Annotated in this window: 19 protein-coding genes; 11 read left to right on the forward strand and 8 right to left on the reverse strand. The window is 68.9% G+C overall.

Annotated elements, in window-relative coordinates; genetic code table 11:
* Positions 1–139 precede the first annotated feature (139 nt).
* Entirely contained in the window at positions 140–1,393 is a 1,254-nt protein-coding gene (locus tag ACW17W_RS15070) for a UbiH/UbiF/VisC/COQ6 family ubiquinone biosynthesis hydroxylase (RefSeq protein WP_492077762.1), read from the forward strand.
* A gap of 215 nt (positions 1,394–1,608) precedes the next feature.
* Here the strand turns inward: ACW17W_RS15070 and ACW17W_RS15075 are convergent, their stop codons facing one another.
* From ACW17W_RS15075 to ACW17W_RS15085, 3 genes are all read right to left on the reverse strand, one after another.
* The gene (locus ACW17W_RS15075; protein WP_492077764.1) at positions 1,609–1,803 is read right to left on the reverse strand and encodes a Trm112 family protein; all 195 of its coding nucleotides are present in this window, start codon (positions 1,801–1,803) and stop codon (positions 1,609–1,611) included.
* A gap of 526 nt (positions 1,804–2,329) precedes the next feature.
* Entirely contained in the window at positions 2,330–2,986 is a 657-nt protein-coding gene (locus tag ACW17W_RS15080) for an LON peptidase substrate-binding domain-containing protein (RefSeq protein WP_492077766.1), read from the reverse strand.
* Between the two features lie 7 nt (positions 2,987–2,993).
* Entirely contained in the window at positions 2,994–3,905 is a 912-nt protein-coding gene (locus ACW17W_RS15085) for a tetratricopeptide repeat protein (RefSeq protein ID WP_492077768.1), read from the reverse strand.
* 207 nt (positions 3,906–4,112) lie between these two features.
* On the opposite strand from ACW17W_RS15085, the gene ACW17W_RS15090 reads away from it, so the two are divergent.
* Positions 4,113–4,784 carry a hypothetical protein gene (locus ACW17W_RS15090; RefSeq protein ID WP_492077770.1) on the forward strand — a complete coding sequence of 224 codons (672 nt, stop codon included), beginning with the start codon at positions 4,113–4,115 and terminating at the stop codon, positions 4,782–4,784.
* Between the two features lie 124 nt (positions 4,785–4,908).
* Here ACW17W_RS15090 and pyrF read toward each other — a convergent pair whose 3' ends face one another.
* Positions 4,909–5,661: an orotidine-5'-phosphate decarboxylase gene (gene pyrF, locus ACW17W_RS15095; protein WP_492077772.1), complete on the reverse strand. Its 753-nt coding sequence runs from the start codon at positions 5,659–5,661 to the stop codon at positions 4,909–4,911.
* 95 nt (positions 5,662–5,756) lie between these two features.
* On the opposite strand from pyrF, the gene ACW17W_RS15100 reads away from it, so the two are divergent.
* On the forward strand, positions 5,757–6,455 hold the full coding sequence (locus ACW17W_RS15100; protein ID WP_492077774.1) for a MarC family protein: 699 nt from the start codon (positions 5,757–5,759) through the stop codon (positions 6,453–6,455).
* Positions 6,456–6,581: 126 nt separating this feature from the next.
* On the opposite strand, the gene ACW17W_RS15105 is transcribed toward ACW17W_RS15100, so the two are convergent.
* Positions 6,582–7,388, reverse strand: coding sequence for an SDR family NAD(P)-dependent oxidoreductase (locus ACW17W_RS15105; RefSeq protein WP_492077776.1), 807 nt, complete (start codon positions 7,386–7,388; stop codon positions 6,582–6,584).
* Positions 7,389–7,393: 5 nt separating this feature from the next.
* Positions 7,394–7,864: an Rrf2 family transcriptional regulator gene (locus tag ACW17W_RS15110; protein WP_492077777.1), complete on the reverse strand. Its 471-nt coding sequence runs from the start codon at positions 7,862–7,864 to the stop codon at positions 7,394–7,396.
* 190 nt (positions 7,865–8,054) lie between these two features.
* On the opposite strand from ACW17W_RS15110, the gene ACW17W_RS15115 reads away from it, so the two are divergent.
* Complete coding sequence (locus ACW17W_RS15115) at positions 8,055–10,016, forward strand: potassium transporter Kup (RefSeq protein WP_492077779.1); 1,962 nt, start codon at positions 8,055–8,057, stop codon at positions 10,014–10,016.
* Positions 10,017–10,026: 10 nt separating this feature from the next.
* Positions 10,027–11,427, forward strand: a complete 1,401-nt coding sequence (locus tag ACW17W_RS15120; RefSeq protein WP_492077780.1) for an RsmB/NOP family class I SAM-dependent RNA methyltransferase — start codon at positions 10,027–10,029, stop codon at positions 11,425–11,427.
* On the opposite strand, the gene rhuM is transcribed toward ACW17W_RS15120, so the two are convergent.
* Positions 11,424–12,485, reverse strand: coding sequence for a RhuM family protein (gene rhuM / locus ACW17W_RS15125; RefSeq protein ID WP_492077782.1), 1,062 nt, complete (start codon positions 12,483–12,485; stop codon positions 11,424–11,426). The genes ACW17W_RS15120 and rhuM overlap by 4 nt on opposite strands.
* A gap of 93 nt (positions 12,486–12,578) precedes the next feature.
* On the opposite strand from rhuM, the gene rpe reads away from it, so the two are divergent.
* The 5 genes from rpe to trmB all read left to right on the forward strand — a co-directional run bounded on the left by rpe (position 12,579) and on the right by trmB (position 18,988).
* Positions 12,579–13,256, forward strand: a complete 678-nt coding sequence (gene rpe / locus ACW17W_RS15130) for a ribulose-phosphate 3-epimerase (protein WP_492077784.1) — start codon at positions 12,579–12,581, stop codon at positions 13,254–13,256.
* Positions 13,253–15,085: a heparinase II/III family protein gene (locus tag ACW17W_RS15135; protein WP_492077785.1), complete on the forward strand. Its 1,833-nt coding sequence runs from the start codon at positions 13,253–13,255 to the stop codon at positions 15,083–15,085. The genes rpe and ACW17W_RS15135 overlap by 4 nt, the downstream gene beginning before the upstream one ends.
* Positions 15,086–15,194: 109 nt before the next feature.
* Positions 15,195–16,799: a bifunctional phosphoribosylaminoimidazolecarboxamide formyltransferase/IMP cyclohydrolase gene (gene purH, locus ACW17W_RS15140; RefSeq protein ID WP_492077787.1), complete on the forward strand. Its 1,605-nt coding sequence runs from the start codon at positions 15,195–15,197 to the stop codon at positions 16,797–16,799.
* A 193-nt stretch (positions 16,800–16,992) separates the two neighbouring features.
* Positions 16,993–18,186 (forward strand): methionine adenosyltransferase, encoded by a 1,194-nt coding sequence (gene metK / locus ACW17W_RS15145; protein ID WP_492077789.1) that lies wholly within the window; start codon positions 16,993–16,995, stop codon positions 18,184–18,186.
* A gap of 103 nt (positions 18,187–18,289) precedes the next feature.
* Complete coding sequence (trmB, locus tag ACW17W_RS15150) at positions 18,290–18,988, forward strand: tRNA (guanosine(46)-N7)-methyltransferase TrmB (protein ID WP_492077791.1); 699 nt, start codon at positions 18,290–18,292, stop codon at positions 18,986–18,988.
* On the opposite strand, the gene ACW17W_RS15155 is transcribed toward trmB, so the two are convergent.
* A complete protein-coding gene (locus tag ACW17W_RS15155; protein WP_492077793.1) occupies positions 18,978–19,535 on the reverse strand; it encodes a biotin transporter BioY in 558 nt (185 codons plus the stop codon). The two genes, trmB and ACW17W_RS15155, sit on opposite strands and share 11 nt — an antisense overlap.
* A 96-nt stretch (positions 19,536–19,631) precedes the next feature.
* Between ACW17W_RS15155 and ACW17W_RS15160 the strand changes: the two genes are divergently transcribed.
* Positions 19,632–20,126: a DUF1993 domain-containing protein gene (locus tag ACW17W_RS15160; RefSeq protein ID WP_492077795.1), complete on the forward strand. Its 495-nt coding sequence runs from the start codon at positions 19,632–19,634 to the stop codon at positions 20,124–20,126.
* The last annotated feature ends 133 nt before the right edge of the window (positions 20,127–20,259 follow it).

Consider the following 20,259-nt stretch of genomic DNA (forward strand, 5'->3'; position numbering starts at 1 on the left):
GCGTCACAGGCGCGGGTGACCATCTCCTAGAGCCCGCCTTCCGCCGCGACAACCATGCGACGGTCGGGCGCGGCCTATGACACCGGTAACATCGCCCTGCCGCATGGCGCGCGGTCCATTGCGGCGCTAGACCCGCTTCATGAGCCAGGTGCACACCCACGACGTCATCATCGCCGGCGGAGGACTGGCGGGCGCCAGTTTCGCCCTCGCTGCGGCCCAGGGACAGCTGAAGGTCGCCATGATCGACCCCCAGCCCTTCGCGGCCCAGCTGGCCCCGACCTATGACGGACGGTCCACGGCCATCGCCTGGTCGACCTTCCGCATGCTGGATACGCTGGGCCTGGGCGAGAGCCTGAGACCCCACGCCTGTCGTATGGACCATATTCTGGTGACCGACGGACGGCGACCGGGCGCGGCGTCGAAATCCGCGTCCCCCGCATACCTGCGATTTGACGCCGACGAGATCGGCGACGGCAACGGCGGCGAACCCCTCGGCTATATGGTCGAGAACCGCCGCATTCGCGTGGCCCTGGCCGAGGCGGTCGGCCGGTCCGATATCGAGGTTCTGGCCCCCGCCCGGGTCGCGTCCGTCGCGGCGGACGCGGGCGCGGCGCAGGTCAGTCTGGACGACGGGGCGATCCTGTCCGCCCCCCTGGTCGTCGGCGCCGAGGGCCGGGGATCGGTCGTGCGTCGGGCGGCCGGCATCGGCGCCATCGGCTGGAAATACGACCAGTCCGGCGTGGTCGCCACGGTCCGCCTCGGCCGCGACCACGGCAATGTCGCCCACGAATATTTCCTGCCCGGCGGACCGTTCGCCATCCTGCCCCTGACCGACCAGCGCGCCAGCCTGGTCTGGACCGAGCCGACGAAACGGGCCGAGGCGCTTCGCGATGCGTCGGACCCAGCCTTCCGGTCGCACCTGATGCGGCGGTTCGGCGACTTCCTCGACGGCGCTGCGCCCGAGGGGCCGCGCTTCGTCTACCCCCTGTCGCTGGAACTGGCCGAGCGGCTGACGGCGCCGCGCATCGCCCTGATCGGCGACGCCGCCCATGGCGTACACCCGGTCGCCGGTCAGGGGCTGAACATGGGGCTGAAGGACGCCGCCGCCCTGGCCGAGGTCCTGATCGAGGCCATGCGGCTGGGCGAGGACATCGGCTCGGAGATCGTGCTGGACCGCTATGTCCGCTGGCGCCGTTTCGACAATACGGTGCTGGCCGCCGGCTTCGACGCCTTCGTGCGGCTGTTTTCCAATGACATCGCCCCGATCCGTCTGGCCCGCGATCTGGGCATGGCGGCGGTCAACCGCATCCCGGCCCTGCGTCAGACCTTCATGCGCGAGGCCGGCGGCGCGACGGGCGACCTGCCGCGACTGCTGCGGGGCGAGGCGGTTTGAGGCGGCCGGGCGTCGCTGCTCGATCATAACCAACCCGCGCTTGCTCCTTGTCCGTCATTCCGGGGCTGAGCGGAGCGAAGAACCCGGAACCCAGGACCGCTTCACCGCCACAGAACCCGGCGTCTGGCCCACGCCCTCCTGGGTTCCGGGTTCCGCTCCGCGGCCCCGGAATGACGGTGAACAGGACTTGAGGCTGTCAGGCGAAGGTGGAGATGTCAGTCCAGCTGTCGCGCCTCTTCCGCCAGCATGATCGGCACGCCCTCACGGATCGGATAGGCCAGCTTCGCCCCCTTCGAGACCAGTTCATTGGCCTCGCGGTCCCAGGTCAGCGGTCCGCGCGTGACGGGACAGACCAGCACCTCCAAAAGGCGCGGATCGACGGTGTTGGGGGTGTGGAAGGCGTCGGACATGGCGGTTCAGGGATTAGGGACTAGGGACTAGGGACTAGGGATTAGGGACTAGGGATTGGGGACTAGGGATTGGGGACTAGGGATTGGGGACTAGGGATTGGGGACTAGGGATTGGGGACTAGGGATTGGGGACTAGGGATTGGGGACTAGGGATTGGGGACTAGGGATTGGGGACTAGGGATTGGGGACTAGGGATTGGGGACTAGGGATTGGGGACTAGGGATTGGGGACTAGGGATTGGGGACTAGGGATTGGGGACTAGGGATTGGGGACTAGGGATTGGGGACTAGGGATTGGGGACTAGGGATTGGGGACTAGGGATTGGGGACTAGGGATTGGGGACTAGGGATTGGGGACTAGGGATTGGGGACTAGGGATTGGGGACTAGGGATTGGGGACTAGGGATTGGGGACTAGGGATTGGGGACGGGGAGATCAGTAAGGGCGGGACGAACTGCAATGACCACTCCGGCCTTCACCATGCCCCTAATCCCTAATCCCTAATCCCTAATCCCTAATCCCTTCGATCACTGCATCGAAACGGGCGTGTCTCCGTCGCCGGGCTCGGCGGCGTCGATGCGCAGCAGGGCTTTCAGGCTCTCGGCGCGGTCGACGATGCTGTGGGCCTCGAGCAGGGCCTGTTTCTCGGCGGGCTCGAACGGCAGGGCCATCGACAGGCTGTTGACCAGGGCCTCGCGCGGGGCGGCGCCCGCCGTCTCCCAGTCGATCTCCAGCTGGCGACGCTCCAGATAAAGTCTCAGCGCCTCAAGGAAGCCGACCCGGTCGAACGGGCCGTCGTCGGGCGCCGACAGGTCCGCCTCGAAATCGGCGAAGGCGGCGCGGATCTGGCGATACGGGGTCGGGCTGGACAGTTCCGCCGCGACCCTGAACCGCGCAACGCCGGTCAGGGTGACCAGATAGCGCCCGTCCGAGGTCTCCGCGAAACTGGTGATCCGCCCCGCGCAGCCGACGCCGGTCAGGGCCGGCTGATGCGCCGGTCCTCCCGCCGGCTGGATCAGGCCGATGATCCGGTCGCCGGCCATGGCGTCGTCGACCATATTGAGGTAGCGCGGCTCGAAGATATTGAGCGGCAGCTGGCCGCGCGGCAGCAGGATCGCCCCGCCCAGCGGGAAGATCGGAATGACCTGCGGCAGGTCGGACGCCCGGACATAGCCCTGTGCCATCGGGGGATCAGGCGAACAGGAGGGAGGACAGGCGGCGGCGGCCGTCGCGGGCGATTTCGGACCCGACCCCGGCGGCGTCAAACACCACCAGCAGCTGCTTTCGGGCGGCCTGTTCGTTCCACTCGCGATCGGCCGCGACGATGTGCAACAGGCTGTCGACGGCGGCCTTCAGCTCACCGGCCGAGGCCTGGGCCAGCGACAGATCGTAGCGCGCCTGATGGTCGTCGGGCGCGGCGGCCACGGCGGCCTGAAGCGCAGCCAGTTCGCCGGTGGGGGCGTTTTCAGCGAGAGCCAGACGGGCGCGCACAGCCTGGATCGCCGGGTCGCTGGCGTCGGCGGGCGCCATGGCCAGGGTCTGGCGCGCCTGCTCCTCATCGCCTTCGGCCAGATAGACGCCGGCCATGCCGGCGATCGCCTTCAGATTCTCGGGCTCGATCGACAGGACGTGGGCATAGGCCTGGGCCGCGCCGCCCAGATCGCCCAGAGACAGGGATTCCTCGCCCAGCGACAGCAGTTGCTCGACATCGCTGTTGACGCCCTCTCCGCCGGTCAGTTTCTCGATGAAGGCCTTGATCTGGCTTTCCGGCACCGCGCCCTGAAAACCATCCACTGGCTGGCCGTCGACGAAGGCATAGACTGTCGGGATCGACTGGACCCTCAGCTGGCCGGCGTAGGCGGGGTTCTTGTCGACGTCGATCTTGACCAGTTTCACCGCGCCGCCGGCGGCCCGCACGGCCTTTTCCAGGGCCGGGGTCAGCTGGCGACAGGGACCGCACCATGTCGCCCAGAAGTCGACGATAACCGGACCGATGCGCGAGGCCTCGATCACATCGGTCATGAATCCGGCATCCGATCCCTCAACGATCACGTTTTCGTGATGGCGCGGTTCGGGTGTGGCTTTCGGGTCGGCGAAGGTCATTGAACGTCCTGAACGGGAAGGGTTCGGGTTTATATCGAGGCGGCTCAGATGGTCTCGATGGGGTGGAAACTCAAGGAATTCGCCCGCGTCGTCGTGTCACTCTCCCGCAACGCGAAAAATATCGTTGGTTTTCCTCTCCCCGGGTGCAAGCCAAACCGCCACCGTTCATGCTTGAGTAAGGTTTCGATGACTGGGGAGACCATCAACATGAAATCAGTTCTGATCCTGGCGCTGGGCGCCACACTGGCCGCCGCGGGTTCCGCCGCAGCGGCAGAAAGCGGGGCCGGTTCCTCGGCTCCTGTCAACATCCTGGCCAGCGGCCCGGCACAGGCGACCGCCGTCTCGCTCGAGACGTCCCGCTGGTCCGGTCGGGGTCCGGGCGGCCGTGACTGCGAATGCGACGTCCCGACCGTGAACGTGCCCTTCTACACCGTGCGTCCGCCGGCTCCGCCGATCCGGGTTCGTGCGCCGGGCATGCGCATCTCGTCGGCTCCGGTGTTCGCGCCGTCGCCCGCCATCTACATCCAGGGCCCGCCGATCTATGTCGACGCCCCGCCGGTGCAGGTCGCGCCCGCCCAGGTCTATCTGGAAGCGCCCGACGTCCACGTCCGTCCGTCCGACGTCTCCGTCGCGCCGCCGGAAATCCACTTCACCCCGGCTGGCCCGGATCATCCGGACGAGCATTGCTGCGATGTCGCGTCGCCGCCCTCGGCCACGATGAACCTCGCGCCGCCCGCCGGCCGCCCGCTGCCGGCCCCCGCGCCGGTCGCCTCCTACCCGGCTTCGACGTCGGCCTATCCGGCCCCGTCCTATCCGGCGCCGACGGTCGTCGCACCGGCCGGTTCGGGCTACTCGCAGGAGCCCGGCGAGCGCGGCTGATCCAGCCGACCGTCAGGTCACTGAACGCCATCAAGGCGGCCGTCCTCGCGACGGCCGCCTTTTTGCGTCCCGGGGCGACGGCGGGATGGCATGAACCCCGCCCGGGCCGGTCAGATCAGGACGGTCAGATCAGGGCGATGGAGTCGGCGATGGCCCGGGCGGCCGCGCCCGGATCGGCCGCCGCCGTGATCGGACGACCGACCACCAGATGGGTCGCCCCGTCGCGCAGGGCCTGTTCCGGGGTCGCGGCCCGGCTCTGGTCGTCCAGCGCCGCGCCGACCGGACGCACCCCGGGGGTGACGATCAGGAAGTCGGTCCGGCCGGCGGCGTCGGCGATCGCGCGGACGCGCTGCGCCTCCTGAGGGCTGGCCACCACCCCGTCGATCCCAGCGTCCAGCGCCTGACGCACCCGGTGCTCCACCAGTTCGGCCGGCGACAGGCTGTGATCGTCAGCCGCGACGTCCCCGGCCGACAGACTGGTCAGGACGGTGACGCCCAGCACCTTCAGGCCCGAACCCTCGACCCCGCGCCGGGCGGCCGCCATCACCTGCGGACGGGCATGGACGGTCAGCAGGTCGCAACCGGCCCCGGCCAGGGCCGCCGCCGCCTTCTCCACCGTCGCCCCGATGTCGTGCAGTTTCCAGTCGAGGAAGACGCTTAGATTTTCGGCTTTCAGCGCTCGCGCCAGCCCCATGCCGTCCGTGGCGAACAGCTGCAGCCCGATCTTGTAGAAGCCGACGGCGTCCCGGGTCCGGTCGACCAGTCGCCGCGCCTCGTCCACCGTGGGCGTGTCCAGGGCGCAGATCAGGCGCGGATCGGGCGCCCGGTTCGGCCATTGGGCGGGGACGGCGACGGGATCAGAGGGTTCAGGGGTCATCGACGGTGACGGCTCAAGCGGCTATGGCGAACGCGCGCGCCCGGAGGCGCGTCGGCCGACAGGCCTGTGGGATCAATTGCGGCTGAGGGGCAGGCATGGACGCGCTCGATCTGGGGGTCAACCTGTTCGTGACCCTGTTCGCCTTGCTGGATCCGATCGGCAATGTGCCGATCTTCGCGGCGGCGACCGCCGGCGCCAGCCTGCGCCAGCGCATCTCCGTCTCGGCCATGATCTGCCTGTTCGCGGCGGTCTTTCTCGGCTTCTTCTTCTTCACCGGCCTGGGGCTGTTGCAGTTTTTCGGCATTTCGCTGGCGGCCTTCCGCATCGCGGGGGGCATCCTGTTGCTGCTGCTCGGCCTCGACATGGCCCGCGAGGATTTTCTGGCCAGCTTCGCTGACAAGGATGCCGCCCTGGATCTGAAGGATGTGCGCGGCTATGCGCGCCGCCGGTTCCAGAGGCTGGTGGTCCCCTTCGCCATCCCCCTGATGATCGGCCCCGGCGCCATCTCGGCCATCATCATCCAGGCGGGCGAGGCCGAGAAGATCGGGGCGGCGGGGACGGTCGCGTCTCTGGTCGCCATCGCGGCGGCCTGTGTGGTCTCCTTCGTCACCTTCGCCCTGACCGGCCCGATCAGCCGGATACTGGGCGAGGTCGGCCTGTCGATCATCGTGCGGGTGCTGGGCCTGATCCTGTGCGCCCTCGCCATCCAGTTCATCCTGATGGGCCTGTCCGAAGCCCTGCCCGGCATGTTCGCCGGCTCGGTGACGACGCCCTATCCGGCGGGCGGGCAGTGAGGAAGCAGGGGATGGGGATTAGGGATTAGGGAACCCGTGCGCGGGCCATCGGGCGGATGACGACAAGAGTTCGAGTCCCTTAAATCTGGTTCCAGACCCTAATCCCTAATCCCTGATCCCTAGTCCCTAAATCCGCTTCAACCGCCTCGCATGGCCGCCGATGACCTTGAGAGCCAGACCGTCCGGCAGCAGTTTCGGAATGGCGGCCAGAACATTGTTGCGCCAGCCCGGCACGACGCGCGGGCGGTTGGCCTCGACCGCCGCATAACCGACCCGGGCCACATGATCCGCCGTCTGCCACATCCATGCGGGGTAGGCGCCCGAAACCTCGGCGCGCGAGCCGTTGACGTCGTGGAACTCGGAGTAGGTGTAGCCGGGGCACAGGGCGGTGACGTGGACGCCCGTCCCCTGCATCTCCAGCCACAGACCGGCCGAGGCCTTGATCAGAAAACTCTTGATCGGCCCGTACAGGGTGTCCCCCCCGGTCGCCGGCATCAGTCCGGCCAGAGAGGCCACGTTCAGGATCCGGCCGAAGCCGCGCCCCACCATCCCGGGCGCCAGCAGGCGGGCCAGTTCGACGGGCGCCAGCAGCATGACCCGCAGCATGGCCGCCTGATCGGCCGGATCTGTGTCGACGAAACCGGTCGTGCGGGAAAAACCCGCATTGTTGACCAGGGCGTCGACCGTCAGGCCGCGTCGGTTGATGTCGTCGACAAGAGCGCCCGGTGCAGCCGGATCGGCGAGGTCCGCAGGAACGACCCAGGCCTCCACGCCATGGGCTGCGGTCAGTTCCGCCGCCAGCGCGGTCAGGGCCGGCTCGCGCCGCGCCGTCAGGATCAGGGTCCAGCCGTTGCGGGCGTATTCCCGGGCAAGGGCGGCGCCGATCCCGGCTGAAGCCCCCGTGATCAGGGCGGTGCGCCGACCCTCGCTCATGATCGTCAGGCCGCGACCGGACAGGCGGCATGGGGCGCGAAGGCCGCCAGGGACGGCGGGTTTTCCGCCAGCAGATCGGCGATGGTGATCTTCGACAGGGCGGCGCCGGCGGCCTCGTCGGCGGCGGTCAGGGCGCGGGCGACCTGCCGCGGGATGTGTTCGCTGATCGGACAGCCCTTGGCGCCCTGGGGCGGCGATCCCAGATGGGCGCAACCGTTCACGGCCCGCAGCACCTGATCCAGCGTCACCGCCTCCGGCGCGCGCAGCAGCCATGACCCGCCGGAGGCGCCGGGACGGGTGGCGATCAATCCCGCCTTGGCCAGCAGGGCGGTGACCCGACGCACCACCACCGGATTTGTGGGGATCGAGGCCGCCAGAATGGCGCTGGGTATGGCGTGCGCAGCCTCGGTCGCGCCCCTGTGGGCCATATAGGCCAGGGCATGGGCGGCGACGGGAAAGCGTTGGCTGTCGGACATGGGTTCACCAGGGGCGGGCGCCGAAAGTAGGCCTTCCCGGGCGGATTCACAAATCGCCCCCCGCCTGACCTGTGGCCGGACGAACACCGTGAAACGGATTGCAGCGGCCCGCGATTGAACCCGGATCGGAAAGCGCCTATTGGCGCTCCGCTTTGATGGGCGCGCGCTCGGCCTCGCCCGGAGGATGTTCATGACCGGGGATAATCCCCGAGGCGACGGCGCTCCCCCCGCTCCGCCTCCCTCGACCAACGACGACGCCCGACCGCCGGCTCCCGTACACGGGACCGCGCACAAGGCCGGATTCTGGGCCCTGACCATCGGCGCCATCGGCGTCGTGTTCGGCGATATCGGCACCAGCCCCCTGTACGCCCTGCGTGAGGCGATCGACCATGCGCGCGGCGGGGTCGGCGGCGACCTGGCCGTTATCGGCGTGGTCTCGCTGGCCTTCTGGGCCCTGATGATCGTGGTGACGTTCAAATACGTCTTCTTCCTGATGCGTGCGGACAACAAGGGCGAGGGCGGCACCCTGGCCCTGATGGCCCTGGCCCAGCACGCCATCGGCCGGCGCAGCGCCTGGATCTTCGTTCTGGGCGTCTGCGGGGCGGCCCTCTTCTATGGCGACGGGATCATCACCCCGGCCATCTCGGTCCTGTCCGCCGTCGAGGGCGTCAAGGACGCGCCCGGCATCAACGGGGCGCTGGACCCGTTCATCGTGCCGATCTGCGCCGCCATCCTGATCGGCCTGTTCATGGTCCAGTCCAAGGGCACCGAGGGTCTGGCGAAATTCTTCGGGCCTATCACGGCCCTGTGGTTCCTGAGCCTCGGGGCCCTGGGCCTGTTCCACATCTTCGACGACATCTCGATCCTGCGGGCCCTGTCGCCCCACTATGGCGTGATGCTGCTGGTCAATGACGGCTTCCTGGGCTTCATCATCCTGGGCAGCGTCTTCCTGGCGGTGACCGGAGCCGAGGCCCTGTATGCCGACATGGGCCATTTCGGAAAGGCGCCGATCCGGATGGGCTGGCTGGCCTTCGTCCTGCCCTGCCTGACCCTGAACTATCTGGGTCAGGGCGCCCTGATCCTCGACAACCCCGCCGCGTCCGAAAACCCGTTCTGGAACATGGTGCCCCAGATCGCCTACTGGCCCATGTTGCTGCTGGCCACCCTGGCGACCATCATCGCCTCCCAGGCGGTGATCACCGGCGCCTTCTCGGTCACCCAGCAGGCCGTCCAGCTTGGCCTCCTGCCGCGCATCGACATCCGCTTCACCTCCGAGACCCAGGCCGGACAGATCTTCGTGCCGGCGGTGAACAGCCTGCTGCTGATCGGCGTGCTGGTGCTGCTGTTCGTGTTCCAGAGCTCGCACAATCTGACGGCCGCCTATGGCGTCGCGGTGACGGGGACCATGCTGGTCAACACCCTGATGGCCTATTCGGTCATCACCAAGAAGTGGAAATGGCCGATGTGGGCCGTGCTGGGAACCCTCATCCCGTTCGGCTTCATCGACAGCGTCTTCCTGACCTCCAACCTGCTCAAGATTCCGGACGGGGCCTGGATGCCTCTGGTGCTGGGCGCAGGCCTGGTGCTGATCATGTGGACCTGGACGCGGGGCAGCCAGATCCTGGCGGTCAAGGCCAAGAAGGACAGCCTGCCCCTGACCGACCTGATCGAGATGCTGCGGGCCCGCCCGCCGCACCGCGCGCCGGGAACAGCCATCTTCCTGACCTCGGATCCGGATGTGGCGCCGGTCGCCCTGATGCACAATCTCAAGCACAACAAGGTGCTGCACGAGAAGAACGTCATCCTGACCGTGCGCACCACAGACCGGCCGCGTGTGCCGGACAGCGAGCGCATCCTGATCGAGCCGATCAACGACGACTTCAAGAAGATCACGCTCAGCTATGGCTTCATGGAAAGCCCGGTCGTGCCGCGCGCCCTCAGCCTGTGCCGCAAACAGGGGGTGAAGTTCGACATCATGTCGACCAGCTTCTTCCTCGGCCGCCGCTCGGTCGTGCCCTCGGCCAGCCAGGGCATGCCCCTGTGGCAGGACAAGCTGTATATCTTCCTGATGCGCAATGCGGCCAACCCGACCGACTTCTTCCACATCCCGCCGGGACGCGTGGTCGAGCTGGGCGCGCAGGTTTCAGTATGACGGTTTCGGTTTGAGCGGGGGAACGCCGAAAGGCCGGGACTCCGGCGCGCGCGGCCGCCGTCTGGCCGACAAGGCGCGCGGCCCCCGACGCGAGCCCAAACCCCGTGAGGTCCATCCCGCCGACGACAGCCCCGACATCGGCGTCGAGGCGCGTGTGGCGGCCGGCGTCCTGCTGAACGCGGCCCTGACCCGACGCGGCGGTCTGGACGAGGCCCTGGCCCTGCCGGCCGTCGCCGCCCTGCCCGGCCCCGACCGCGCCTTCGCCCGCGCCGTGGCCATGGCGGCCCTGCGGCGGCTCGGCGAGATCGACCAGATCCTCGACCAGAGGCTCAAGAAATCCCCGCCCGAGGTGGTGCGCACCCTGATGCGGATCTCCCTGGCCCAGACCCTGGTGCTGGAGACGCCCGCCTTCGCCGCCGTCTCGACCGCCGTGAAACTGGCCGAGCGCGATCCCAAGGCCCGTCCCTACAAGGCCCTGGTCAATGCGGTGCTGCGCGGCGTCGAACGCGAAGGCCCGGGCCTGACCACCGCCGAGGCCAATCTGCCCGACTGGATCGCCGCCCGCTGGAAACAAACGTGGGGCGAGGCCGCCCTGACCGGGCTGGCCCTGGCCGCGCGCGAGGAACCGGCGACCGATCTCAGTCTCAAGCCGGGCGTCGATCCCGCCGCCGTGGCCGCCGCCGTCGAGGGCGAAGTCCTGACAGGCGGCACGGTCCGCACCGGCCGTCGCGGCGACATCGCCGGCTGGCCCGGTTTCGATGACGGCGACTGGTGGGTCCAGGACGCCGCCGCCGCCGTCCCCGTCCGCCTGCTGGCCCCGAAGACCGGAGAGACGGTGCTGGACCTGTGCGCTGCGCCCGGGGGCAAGACGCTGCAGATCGCCGCGACCGGCGCCTCGGTCACCGCTCTGGACCGGTCGGAACCGCGCCTGCGCCGCCTGCGCCAGAATCTGGACCGCACGACGCTCGAAGCGGAAATCGTGGTCACGCCCGGCGAGGAGTGGGAGGACACGCGCACCTTCGACGCCGTCCTGCTGGACGCCCCCTGCACCGCCACCGGCACCTTCCGCCGCAATCCCGAGGCCCTGCGCGCGGTCAAACCCGCCGACGTCGCCAACCTGGCCGATGTCCAGCACCGGCTGCTGGACGCGGGCGCGGCCCGGGTGAAGCCCGGCGGCCGGATGGTCTATTGCGTCTGTTCGCTGGAACGCGAGGAGGGCGAGGCCCAGGTCAACGCCTTCCTGCGCCGCAACCCGGCCTTCGCCACCACCCCCGCCGACCCGACCGCCCTCGGCGCCCCGCCCGAGGCCCTGACCCCCGAAGGCTGGCTGCGCATCCTGCCCTCCATGTGGGCCGAACACGGCGGCCTCGACGGCTTCTTCATCGCCCGGCTGGAGCGGATCGAGGGCTAAGGTTTGCGCGGCGTGGGTCGTCGCGCCTTGGGCAGACTTTCAGCGGCCTGCCTCAGTTCGGCGTACTCGCGGTCCACACGTTTTTTTTCGTCGGCGCGGCGATTGTCGTCGAACACCTTGTAGTGACGCTTCGCCTCGCGATCCGCATGGTCCTTTGAGACTTCGCCGCCGTGCTGAAGCGGAATGCGTCCGAGGCTTCGCAGCTGGCGATCCAGAAGCTCGGTCGCCTGGGCCATGGTCGTAAGCCGGCCCACTTCCAGCTGGTCCTCGAAAATTGAGAGCAGGATATCCGTCAGGCGATTCAACTCGCGAACTTCCGGCTCCCGAAGATAGTTCTTGGCGACCGTCACATCCGCCGAACGCACTCGTTCGCCCGACCATGCCTGAAGTCCGAGATTGTCTTGCGCAGGATCGACCCGCGAAACGATGACCTGCGCCGGCGTCAGACTGGTCACGGCATGACAAAGCTTGGCCTGAGTGTTGCGGTAGAATTCACGCCAAGCCTCCGATTTCGGATCGTAGTCCTGACACAGGGCGCAGATGCTGCGGATTTCCGCATAGACATTAGCTTCCGCGCTGCGAATATCGCGAACGATCTCACGAAGTTCGCGAATGCGGTCCTGATCCCCACCCGCCTTCAGCCGCTCGACATCAACGACAAAGCCACGAGAAGCGAATCGAACAAGCACCGCCGTGGCCCATCGGCGGAACAGCGTCGCTTGAGCCGAACTGACCCGGTATCCGACCGAGATCACCATATCGAGGCTGTATGCCGTCACCGAGCGGTTGGCCGCGCCTCTGAATTGCAAAAAATGCAACTCAGGAACTTCGCCAAGTTCACCTTCCTCGAGGATGTTGCTGATGTGGCGAGAGATCACGGAAACGTCGCGGCCGAAGAGCGCACCGATCTGGGGTTGGGTCATCCACAGGGCTTCGCCGTCGAAGCGAAGCTCCACGCGCGCCCCCTTGGCAGTGCCGTAAATCAGGAAGCGGTCCCCCGTGCCCTCGTCTTCAAAGACATGCACCGGCTCGCCGCCTGAGAGATCATCCATCGACATCGACGACTCCATTCAGGAACATTAGTAGAACACGACACGGTGCGGGTTCCAAGCCGCCTTGCTCCCGCCGCCGACCCGCCTTATCCACCGGCCATGGCCGCGCCCCTGATCTGTCCGTCGATCCTCGCCAGCGATTTCGCCCGTCTGGGCGAGGAGGTCGCTGCGCTTGAGGCGGCGGGCGCCGACTGGATCCATGTCGATGTGATGGACGGCCATTTCGTGCCCAACATCACCCTGGGTCCCGATGTGATGAAGGCCCTGCGGCCGCACACGTCCCTGCCCTTCGACGTCCATCTGATGGTGGCGCCGGTCGATCCCTGGCTGGAGGCCTATCGCGCCGCCGGGGCCGACATATTGAGCGTCCATCCCGAAAGCGGGCCGCACCTGCACCGGACCCTGGGCCGTATTCGCGAACTGGGGGCGAAGGCCGGGGTGGTGTTCAACCCCGGCACGCCCCTGACGATCCTGGAAGAGGTCGTCGATCTGGTCGATCTGGTCCTGATCATGTCGGTCAATCCGGGGTTCGGCGGGCAAAAGTTCATCGACAGCGCCCTGAACAAGATCGGCCGCGCCCGCGCCATTCTGGACGCCGCCGGCTCGCCCGCGCATCTGCAGGTCGACGGCGGGGTGGTCGCCGCCAATGCCGGGGCCTGCGTCGCCGCCGGCGCCGACGCCCTGGTCGCCGGATCGTTCGTGTTCCGCGACGGGCCCGACCGCTATGCGGCCAATATCGCCGCCCTGAAGGGCGCCGCCCCCGGACCGACGGTTTGAGCCCGCTCGGCCCGTTCGCCCGGCGCGCCGCCGAGGCCGACGCCGCCGGCGTCGGGCCGGGAGCCATCCCCGGCCTGCGTGGGGCGCCGGTGCGGACGCCGGTCCGTTCGGGCGGTCCGATGACCGGTCCCTCCCTGTGGCCCGCCATCGCCGGCCGTCTGCTGACGCGGCAGATGTGGATCGAGCTGTACGGCATTCCCGGCTATGCCCTGACGCTGAAGGGCGGCAAGGTCACCGCCCTGGCCTGCGGTCCGCGCGACCTGCGGCCCGCCGACGCCAACCAGGGCAAGGCGATCCTGGGCGGCCGCTTCAGCCTGGCGGGGGTCAGTCTGGAGATCGAGCCGGACGAGATCCCGTGGGATCGGCCCAGCCCCAGCCGCGCCTTCGCCGTTGATCTTCACGCCTTCGCCTGGCTGCCCGGCCTGATGACGCAGGGCGAGCGCGGCGCGCGCGAGGCCCTGCGTCTGAGCCTGGCCTGGCCCGATCATTTCGCCCGCTGGTCGCCCTTCGCCTGGGCCCCTGAAATCCTCTCGCGACGGGTGTTCAACATCGCCTGCGCCGCCCGCCGCATGGGCGCCGTCGCCACCGAGGCCGAGCGGCTGAAACTGACCGATCTGCTGGGTCGACAGGCGCGCCAGCTGCTGCGTCCGCCGGGCGGTCTGGCCGGCAAGGCCGAGCGTCTGGCCGCCGCCGCCCTGGCCGGATGCGTCCTGGCCGGAGCCCCGGGCGCCGCCCTGCGTCGTCGCGCCCTGGGCGCCCTGCCCGGCGTGCTGAAGACGACCGTCGGCCCCGACGGCGGCCATGCCTCACGCAGCGCCGAGGCGGGCATGTGTCTGCTGCTCGACCTGCTGACGCTGGACGATGCCCTGGGCCAGTTGTCCGAGCCGCCGCCCGAGGCCCTGACCTCCGCCATCGCCCGGCTGACCGCCGCGATGCGTCTGCTGACCCTGCCGGACGGGCGGCTGATCAGCTTCCAGGGCGGAGGGCCGTCGCATGTCGAGCGGGTCGCCGCCGCCCGCGCCCATGACGACAGTGCGGGTCAGGACGGGCCGCCCGTGGCGGGCGAGGTCGGCGGTTACCGCCGCCTGCACGGCGCCCTTCTGACGGTGGTGGTCGATACGGCGCCCGCCGGTCATGGCGCCTGGTCCGAGACGGCCTGCGCCCAGCCGATGGCCATCGAGATCGCCTGCGGCAAGGACCGGCTGATCACCGGATCGGGCTGGACGCCGCGCACGGCCGACCGGGCCGGGCTCAGGCTGACGCCCGGCCATTCGACCCTGACCCTGGGCGAACAGTCGCTGGGCGAACCCCTGGGCGGATGGAAGGGCGAGCTTCTGGGGTCGCGGCTGGTCGGCCGCCCGGTTCATATCGGCGCCGAACACCGCCAGGCCGAGGGCGCCGTCTGGCTGGAGGTCGAGCATGACGGCTGGGCCGTGCCCTTCGGCCTGATGCACCAGCGCCGCCTCTATCTGGACCAGAGGCTGGATGAACTGCGGGCCGAGGAGCGGCTGCATCCCTCGCCCGGCCATGAGGAGATCGTCCGCGCCATCGCCGCCCCCTATGCCGTCCGCTTCCATCTGGAGCCGGGGGTCCAGGCCTCCCTCGCCCGCGACAAGCGATCCATCCTGCTGCGCGGCCATTCCGGGCGCGGCTGGTGGTTCCGGACCGACGGACCGGACGTCGCCGTCGAGCCCAGCGTCCACATCGACGACGGCCTGACCCGCCGCTCGCTCCAGATCGTCGTCCGCGGCTCGGCCCGGACGGATGCCGAAACAAAGATCCGCTGGAAGCTGAGCCCCGCCGGGGCGGCGGGCGATCCGGAAGGCTGACGTTCACCCCCTGTCGCCGAAGGGCGATGGGGAGGTGAACGCGGCAGCGCCTCATGCTAGACGCCCGCCCATCCTTCCCCGCCCCGGATTCGCCCCCCAAGGACTCGCCATGCCCGCCGCCCCAGACTTTCCGCCTGCTCCCGACACGGTGAAGCCCGTCCGCGCCCTGATCTCCCTGTCGGACAAGGCCGGCTTGGAGGACGCGGCCCGCGCCATGCACGAGGCGGGCGTGGAGCTGGTCTCCACCGGCGGCACCCGCGCCGCCATCGCCGGCTTCGGCCTGCCGGTGAAGGACGTGGCCGACCTGACCGGCTTCCCCGAGATGATGGACGGCCGGGTCAAGACCCTGCACCCCGTGGTCCACGGCGGCCTGCTGGGCGTGCGCGATGCGGCCGACCACAGGGCGGCCATGGACGAGCACGGCATCGGCCCGATCGATATCGTCTGGATCGACCTCTATCCGTTTGAGTCGACCGTGGCCTCGGGCGCCGGTTTCGACGCGGTGATCGAGAACATCGACATCGGCGGCCCGGCCATGATCCGCTCGGGCTCCAAGAACCATGGCTATGTCGCCGTCGCCGTCGACGGCGAGTCGATCGGCCTGATCGTCGAGGCCCTGAAGGCCTCGGGCTCGACCTCCCTGGCCCTGCGCAAACAGCTGGCCGCCCGCGCCTTCGCCCGCACCGCCGCCTATGACGCCGCCGTGTCGGGCTGGTTCGCCGGCCGGCTGGAGGACGCCGCCCCGGCCCGCAGGTCGATCGCGGGCACACTGGCCCAGACCCTGCGCTACGGCGAGAACCCGCACCAGACGGGGGCCTTCTATCGCACCGGAGAAGCCCGTCCCGGCGTCGCCCATGCGACCCAGATCCAGGGCAAGGAGCTGGGCTACAACAACATCGCCGACGCCGACGCCGCCTATGAGCTGGTCGCCGAGTTCGAGGCGCCGGCCTGCGTCATCGTCAAACACGCCAACCCCTGTGGCGTGGCCGTCGGCGCGACCCTGTCGGAAGCCTATGCCCGTGCGCTGGAATGCGACGCCGTCTCGGCCTTCGGCGGCGTGATCGCCGTCAACCGCCCGCTGAACGGCGCCGACGCCCGCGCCATCACCGAGATCTTCACCGAGGTGGTCATCGCCCCCGGCGCGGACGACGAGGCCCGGGAGGTCTTTGCTTCGAAGAAGAACCTGCGCCTGCTGATCACCGACGGCCTGCCCGATCCGCACGGACCGGGCGAGGTGTTCCGCTCGGTCGCCGGCGGCTTCCTGGTCCAGAGCCGCGACCGGTCGCAGATCAAGCCTTCGGATCTGAAGATTGTGACGAAGCGCCAGCCGACCCCGACCGAGATCCAGGACATGCTGTTCGCCTTCACCGTGGCCAAACACGTCAAGTCCAACGCCATCGTCTATGCGAAGGACGGCCAGACCGCCGGCATCGGCGCCGGCCAGATGAACCGCCGCGACAGCGCCCGCATCGCCGCCATCCGGGCGCGCGAGGCCGGAGAGGCCAAGGGTCTGGCCCATTCCCTCGCCGAGGGCTCCGCCTGCGCCTCGGAAGCCTTCTTCCCCTTCGCCGACGGCCTGCTGGAAGCGGTCGCTGCCGGCGCCACCGCGGTGATCCAGCCCGGCGGCTCGATGCGCGACGCCGAGGTCATCGCCGCCGCCGACGAACAGGGCATCGCCATGGCCTTCACCGGGGTGCGCGTCTTCCGCCACTGATCGAGGTTCACAGCGCCGGACCGTCAACGCCCGCCTGATCCGCTCAGGCGGGCGTTTTCGCGCCGCAGTTCCCGCGACAGGCGCCCGGCCTGCCCTCGCTCCCGGAGATGACGTGGAACCGACGTGACGCTTGCACATATAAGGATATCTTTATACGTTTGACCTAATCACACTGGCGCAACCGGAGCCCGTCTTGTCCCGCACCTCGTTCTACTTCACCTCTGAAAGCGTTTCCGAAGGCCACCCCGACAAGGTCGCGGATCGCATCTCGGACACCGTGGTCGATCTGTTCCTGTCCAGGGATCCCTATGCCCGCGTGGCCTGCGAGACCCTGACCACGACCAATCTGGTGGTGCTGGCCGGCGAGATTCGCGGCCAGGGAATCATGGGCAAGGATGGAGAATGGGCGCCTGGCATCGAGGCCGAGATCGAGGCCGCCGTCCGCGCCGCCGTTCGCGACATCGGCTATGAGCAGGACGAGTTCCACTGGAACACCTTCGAGTTCATCAACCGCCTGCACGGCCAGTCCGCCGATATCGCCGTGGGCGTGGACGCCGACGACAACAAGGATGAGGGCGCGGGCGATCAGGGCATCATGTTCGGCTATGCCTCGAACGAGACGCCGGAACTGATGCCGGCAACCCTGGCCTACAGCCACGGTATTCTGAAAAAGCTGGCGGAACTGCGCCACGCGGGCGGCAGCCTGCTGGAGCCGGACGCCAAATCCCAGGTGACCCTGCACTATGAGGACGGCAAGCCGGTCCGCGCAACCTCGATCGTCGTCTCGACCCAGCACGCCGTCGGCAAGACCCAGGCCGAGGTGGCCGAGGTCGTGAGACCCGTGGTCGAGAGCGTCCTGCCGACGGGCTTCATCACCGACGAGACCGTCTGGCATATCAATCCGACCGGCATCTTCGAGATCGGCGGACCGGACGGCGACACGGGCCTGACCGGGCGCAAGATCATCGTGGATACCTACGGCGGGGCCGCCCCGCACGGCGGCGGGGCCTTCTCGGGCAAGGACCCGACCAAGGTCGACCGGTCGGCCGCCTATGCCTGCCGCTACCTGGCCAAGAACGTCGTGGCGGCGGGTCTCGCCGACCGCTGCACCATCCAGATCTCCTATGCCATCGGCGTGGCCGAGCCCCAGTCGATCCACGTCGACCTGCACGGCACCGGCAAGATCGCGGAATCGGTTCTGGAAGAGAAGATCCTCGGCCTGATCGGCGGCGCCACGCCCCGCGCGATCCGCGAGCATCTGGGTCTCAACAAGCCGATCTACGCCCGCACCGCCGCCTATGGCCATTTCGGCCGCGAGCCTGACGCCGAGGGCGGCTTCTCGTGGGAGAAGACCGATCTGGTCGATCAGTTGAAGGCTCTGGTCTGAAGGTTCGAGGGGGCGAGGCTCGAGGTTCCAGGGTAGGGGTCCGAAGCCTGGATCAATCGGTCCTTGTCTCGAACCTCGACCCTGAAACCTCGCCCCTCACATCATGACATCCGATCCCGACCCCAAAACTGCCGCCCACCGCCCCCTGCGCACCTTCGGCCGCATCAAGTCGCGGCCGATCAAGCCGCTACAGGCGGCCCTGTTCGACAGCCTTCTGCCGTCCATCGCCGTACCCGATCCGGCGACAGGGCCGATCGACCCGCTGGCCCTGATGCCCGGCGCGACCTCGGCCTGGCTGGAGATCGGCTTCGGCGGCGGCGAACATCTGGCGGCCCAGGCGGCGCGACATCCGGACACGGTCATCCTCGGCTGCGAGCCCTTCCTGAACGGCGTCGCCTCCCTGTTGCGGCATGTCGACGAGGGCGGGCTGAAGAACGTCCGCATCCACGCCGACGACGCCCGCGCGGTCGTCGAGGCCCTGAGGCCCGCCTCGCTGGACCGGGTCATGATCCTGTTCCCCGATCCCTGGCACAAGGCGCGGCACAACAAGCGCCGGCTGGTTCAGGATGAGTTTGTTGCGGCCCTGGTCCGGGTGCTGAAGCCGGGCGGCCGGCTGCGCTTCGTCACCGACTGGGAGAATTACGCCGATTGGGCGCTGGAGACGTTCAACGCCAACCCGTCCCTCGACTGGACCGGCCCGTCCGACCGGCATGCGGCCCCGGACGACCACGTCGTCACCCGCTACGAGGAAAAGAAGCTGGGCGATATCGCCCCGATTTTCCTCGATTTCGTCAGGGTTTGATTTCGAGGGCGGGCCAGAGGGCGGGCCAGAGCCTGAACAGGACCCGGCGCAACACCAGCACCAGCGCCGACTTGACCGCCGCCCCGATCAGGAAGGGCGTGAACCCCGCCGCCAGCGCCGCCTCCGGCCCCATGGACCGCGCCAGCCAGGCCGCGCCGAGACCCAGCAGGACCAGATGGGCGGCCAACAGGACGGCCAGTCCGGCAACCGGCCGATCCAGCAGGCCTCGACCCGCCGCCAGCCCGGTCAGGCCCGCCGCGACGGGAAAAGCGAACAGATACCCGGCTGTCGGACCCGCGAAACGCGACAGACCGCCCGCACCGTCCGACAGCACCGGAAGGCCCGCGGCGGCGGCCGCCAGATAGACCATAACCGCCGCAACGCCGCCGCGTGCGCCCAGCACGGCGCCCGCCAGCAGGACCGCCGCGCTCTGCATCGTCATCGGCACGGGCAGCATGGGGACGCTGGCCCGGGCCGCCAGGGCCATCACGGCGGCGAAGGCCAGGATGAGTCCGACGGTCAGGGCCGGATGTCGACGCGAAATCATGCCTCTGCTGACCACGGCGCCGCTTCCGCGACAAGCCTGCGGCGCCCATCTGCAAGGCGTGGCGTCACCTCGCCCGTCTTCAACAAGGACCACCCCATGAGCTTCGGCCTCTACGACGCCTCCGCCCCCGTCCTCGTACGCGCCCTGACCGGCCTGTCGGCCCTGATGGACAAGGCCCTCGCCCAGGGCTTCGACGAGGCGACCCTGATGCAGGCGCGTCTGGCGCCCGACATGCGGCCCTTCCCCGCCCAGATCCAGCTGGCCTCGGACTCGGCCAAGGGGGCCGTCGCCCGGCTGACCGGGACCGAGAATCCGTCGATGGCCGACACCGAAGCCAGCTTCGCCGAGCTGAAGGCCCGTCTCGACGCCACGATCGCCTTTATCAACTCCGTCGACCGGTCCGCCTATGAGGGCGGGGAAGACCGCGACGTCGTTCTGAAATTCCCCGGCGGCGAACAGCATTTCAAGGGCGGCGCCTATCTGACCGGCTTCGCCCTGCCCAACGTCTTCTTCCACGTCGCCATGGCCTACGCCCTGCTCCGCGCAGCCGGGGTCGAGATCGGCAAACGCGACTACCTCGGCGCGGCCTGACGGGTTTCCGGCGGCGGCGGACCGTGGCAGGATAATATCCTGCTACGGGAGCCCCGCCATGGCCGCGACGACGACTGCTTCTACGGCGAAGACGACGAAGAGGGCTGACAAGCGATCGTGAACCGCCTATATG

This window comes from Brevundimonas sp. FV1ye29L (assembly GCF_058681095.1).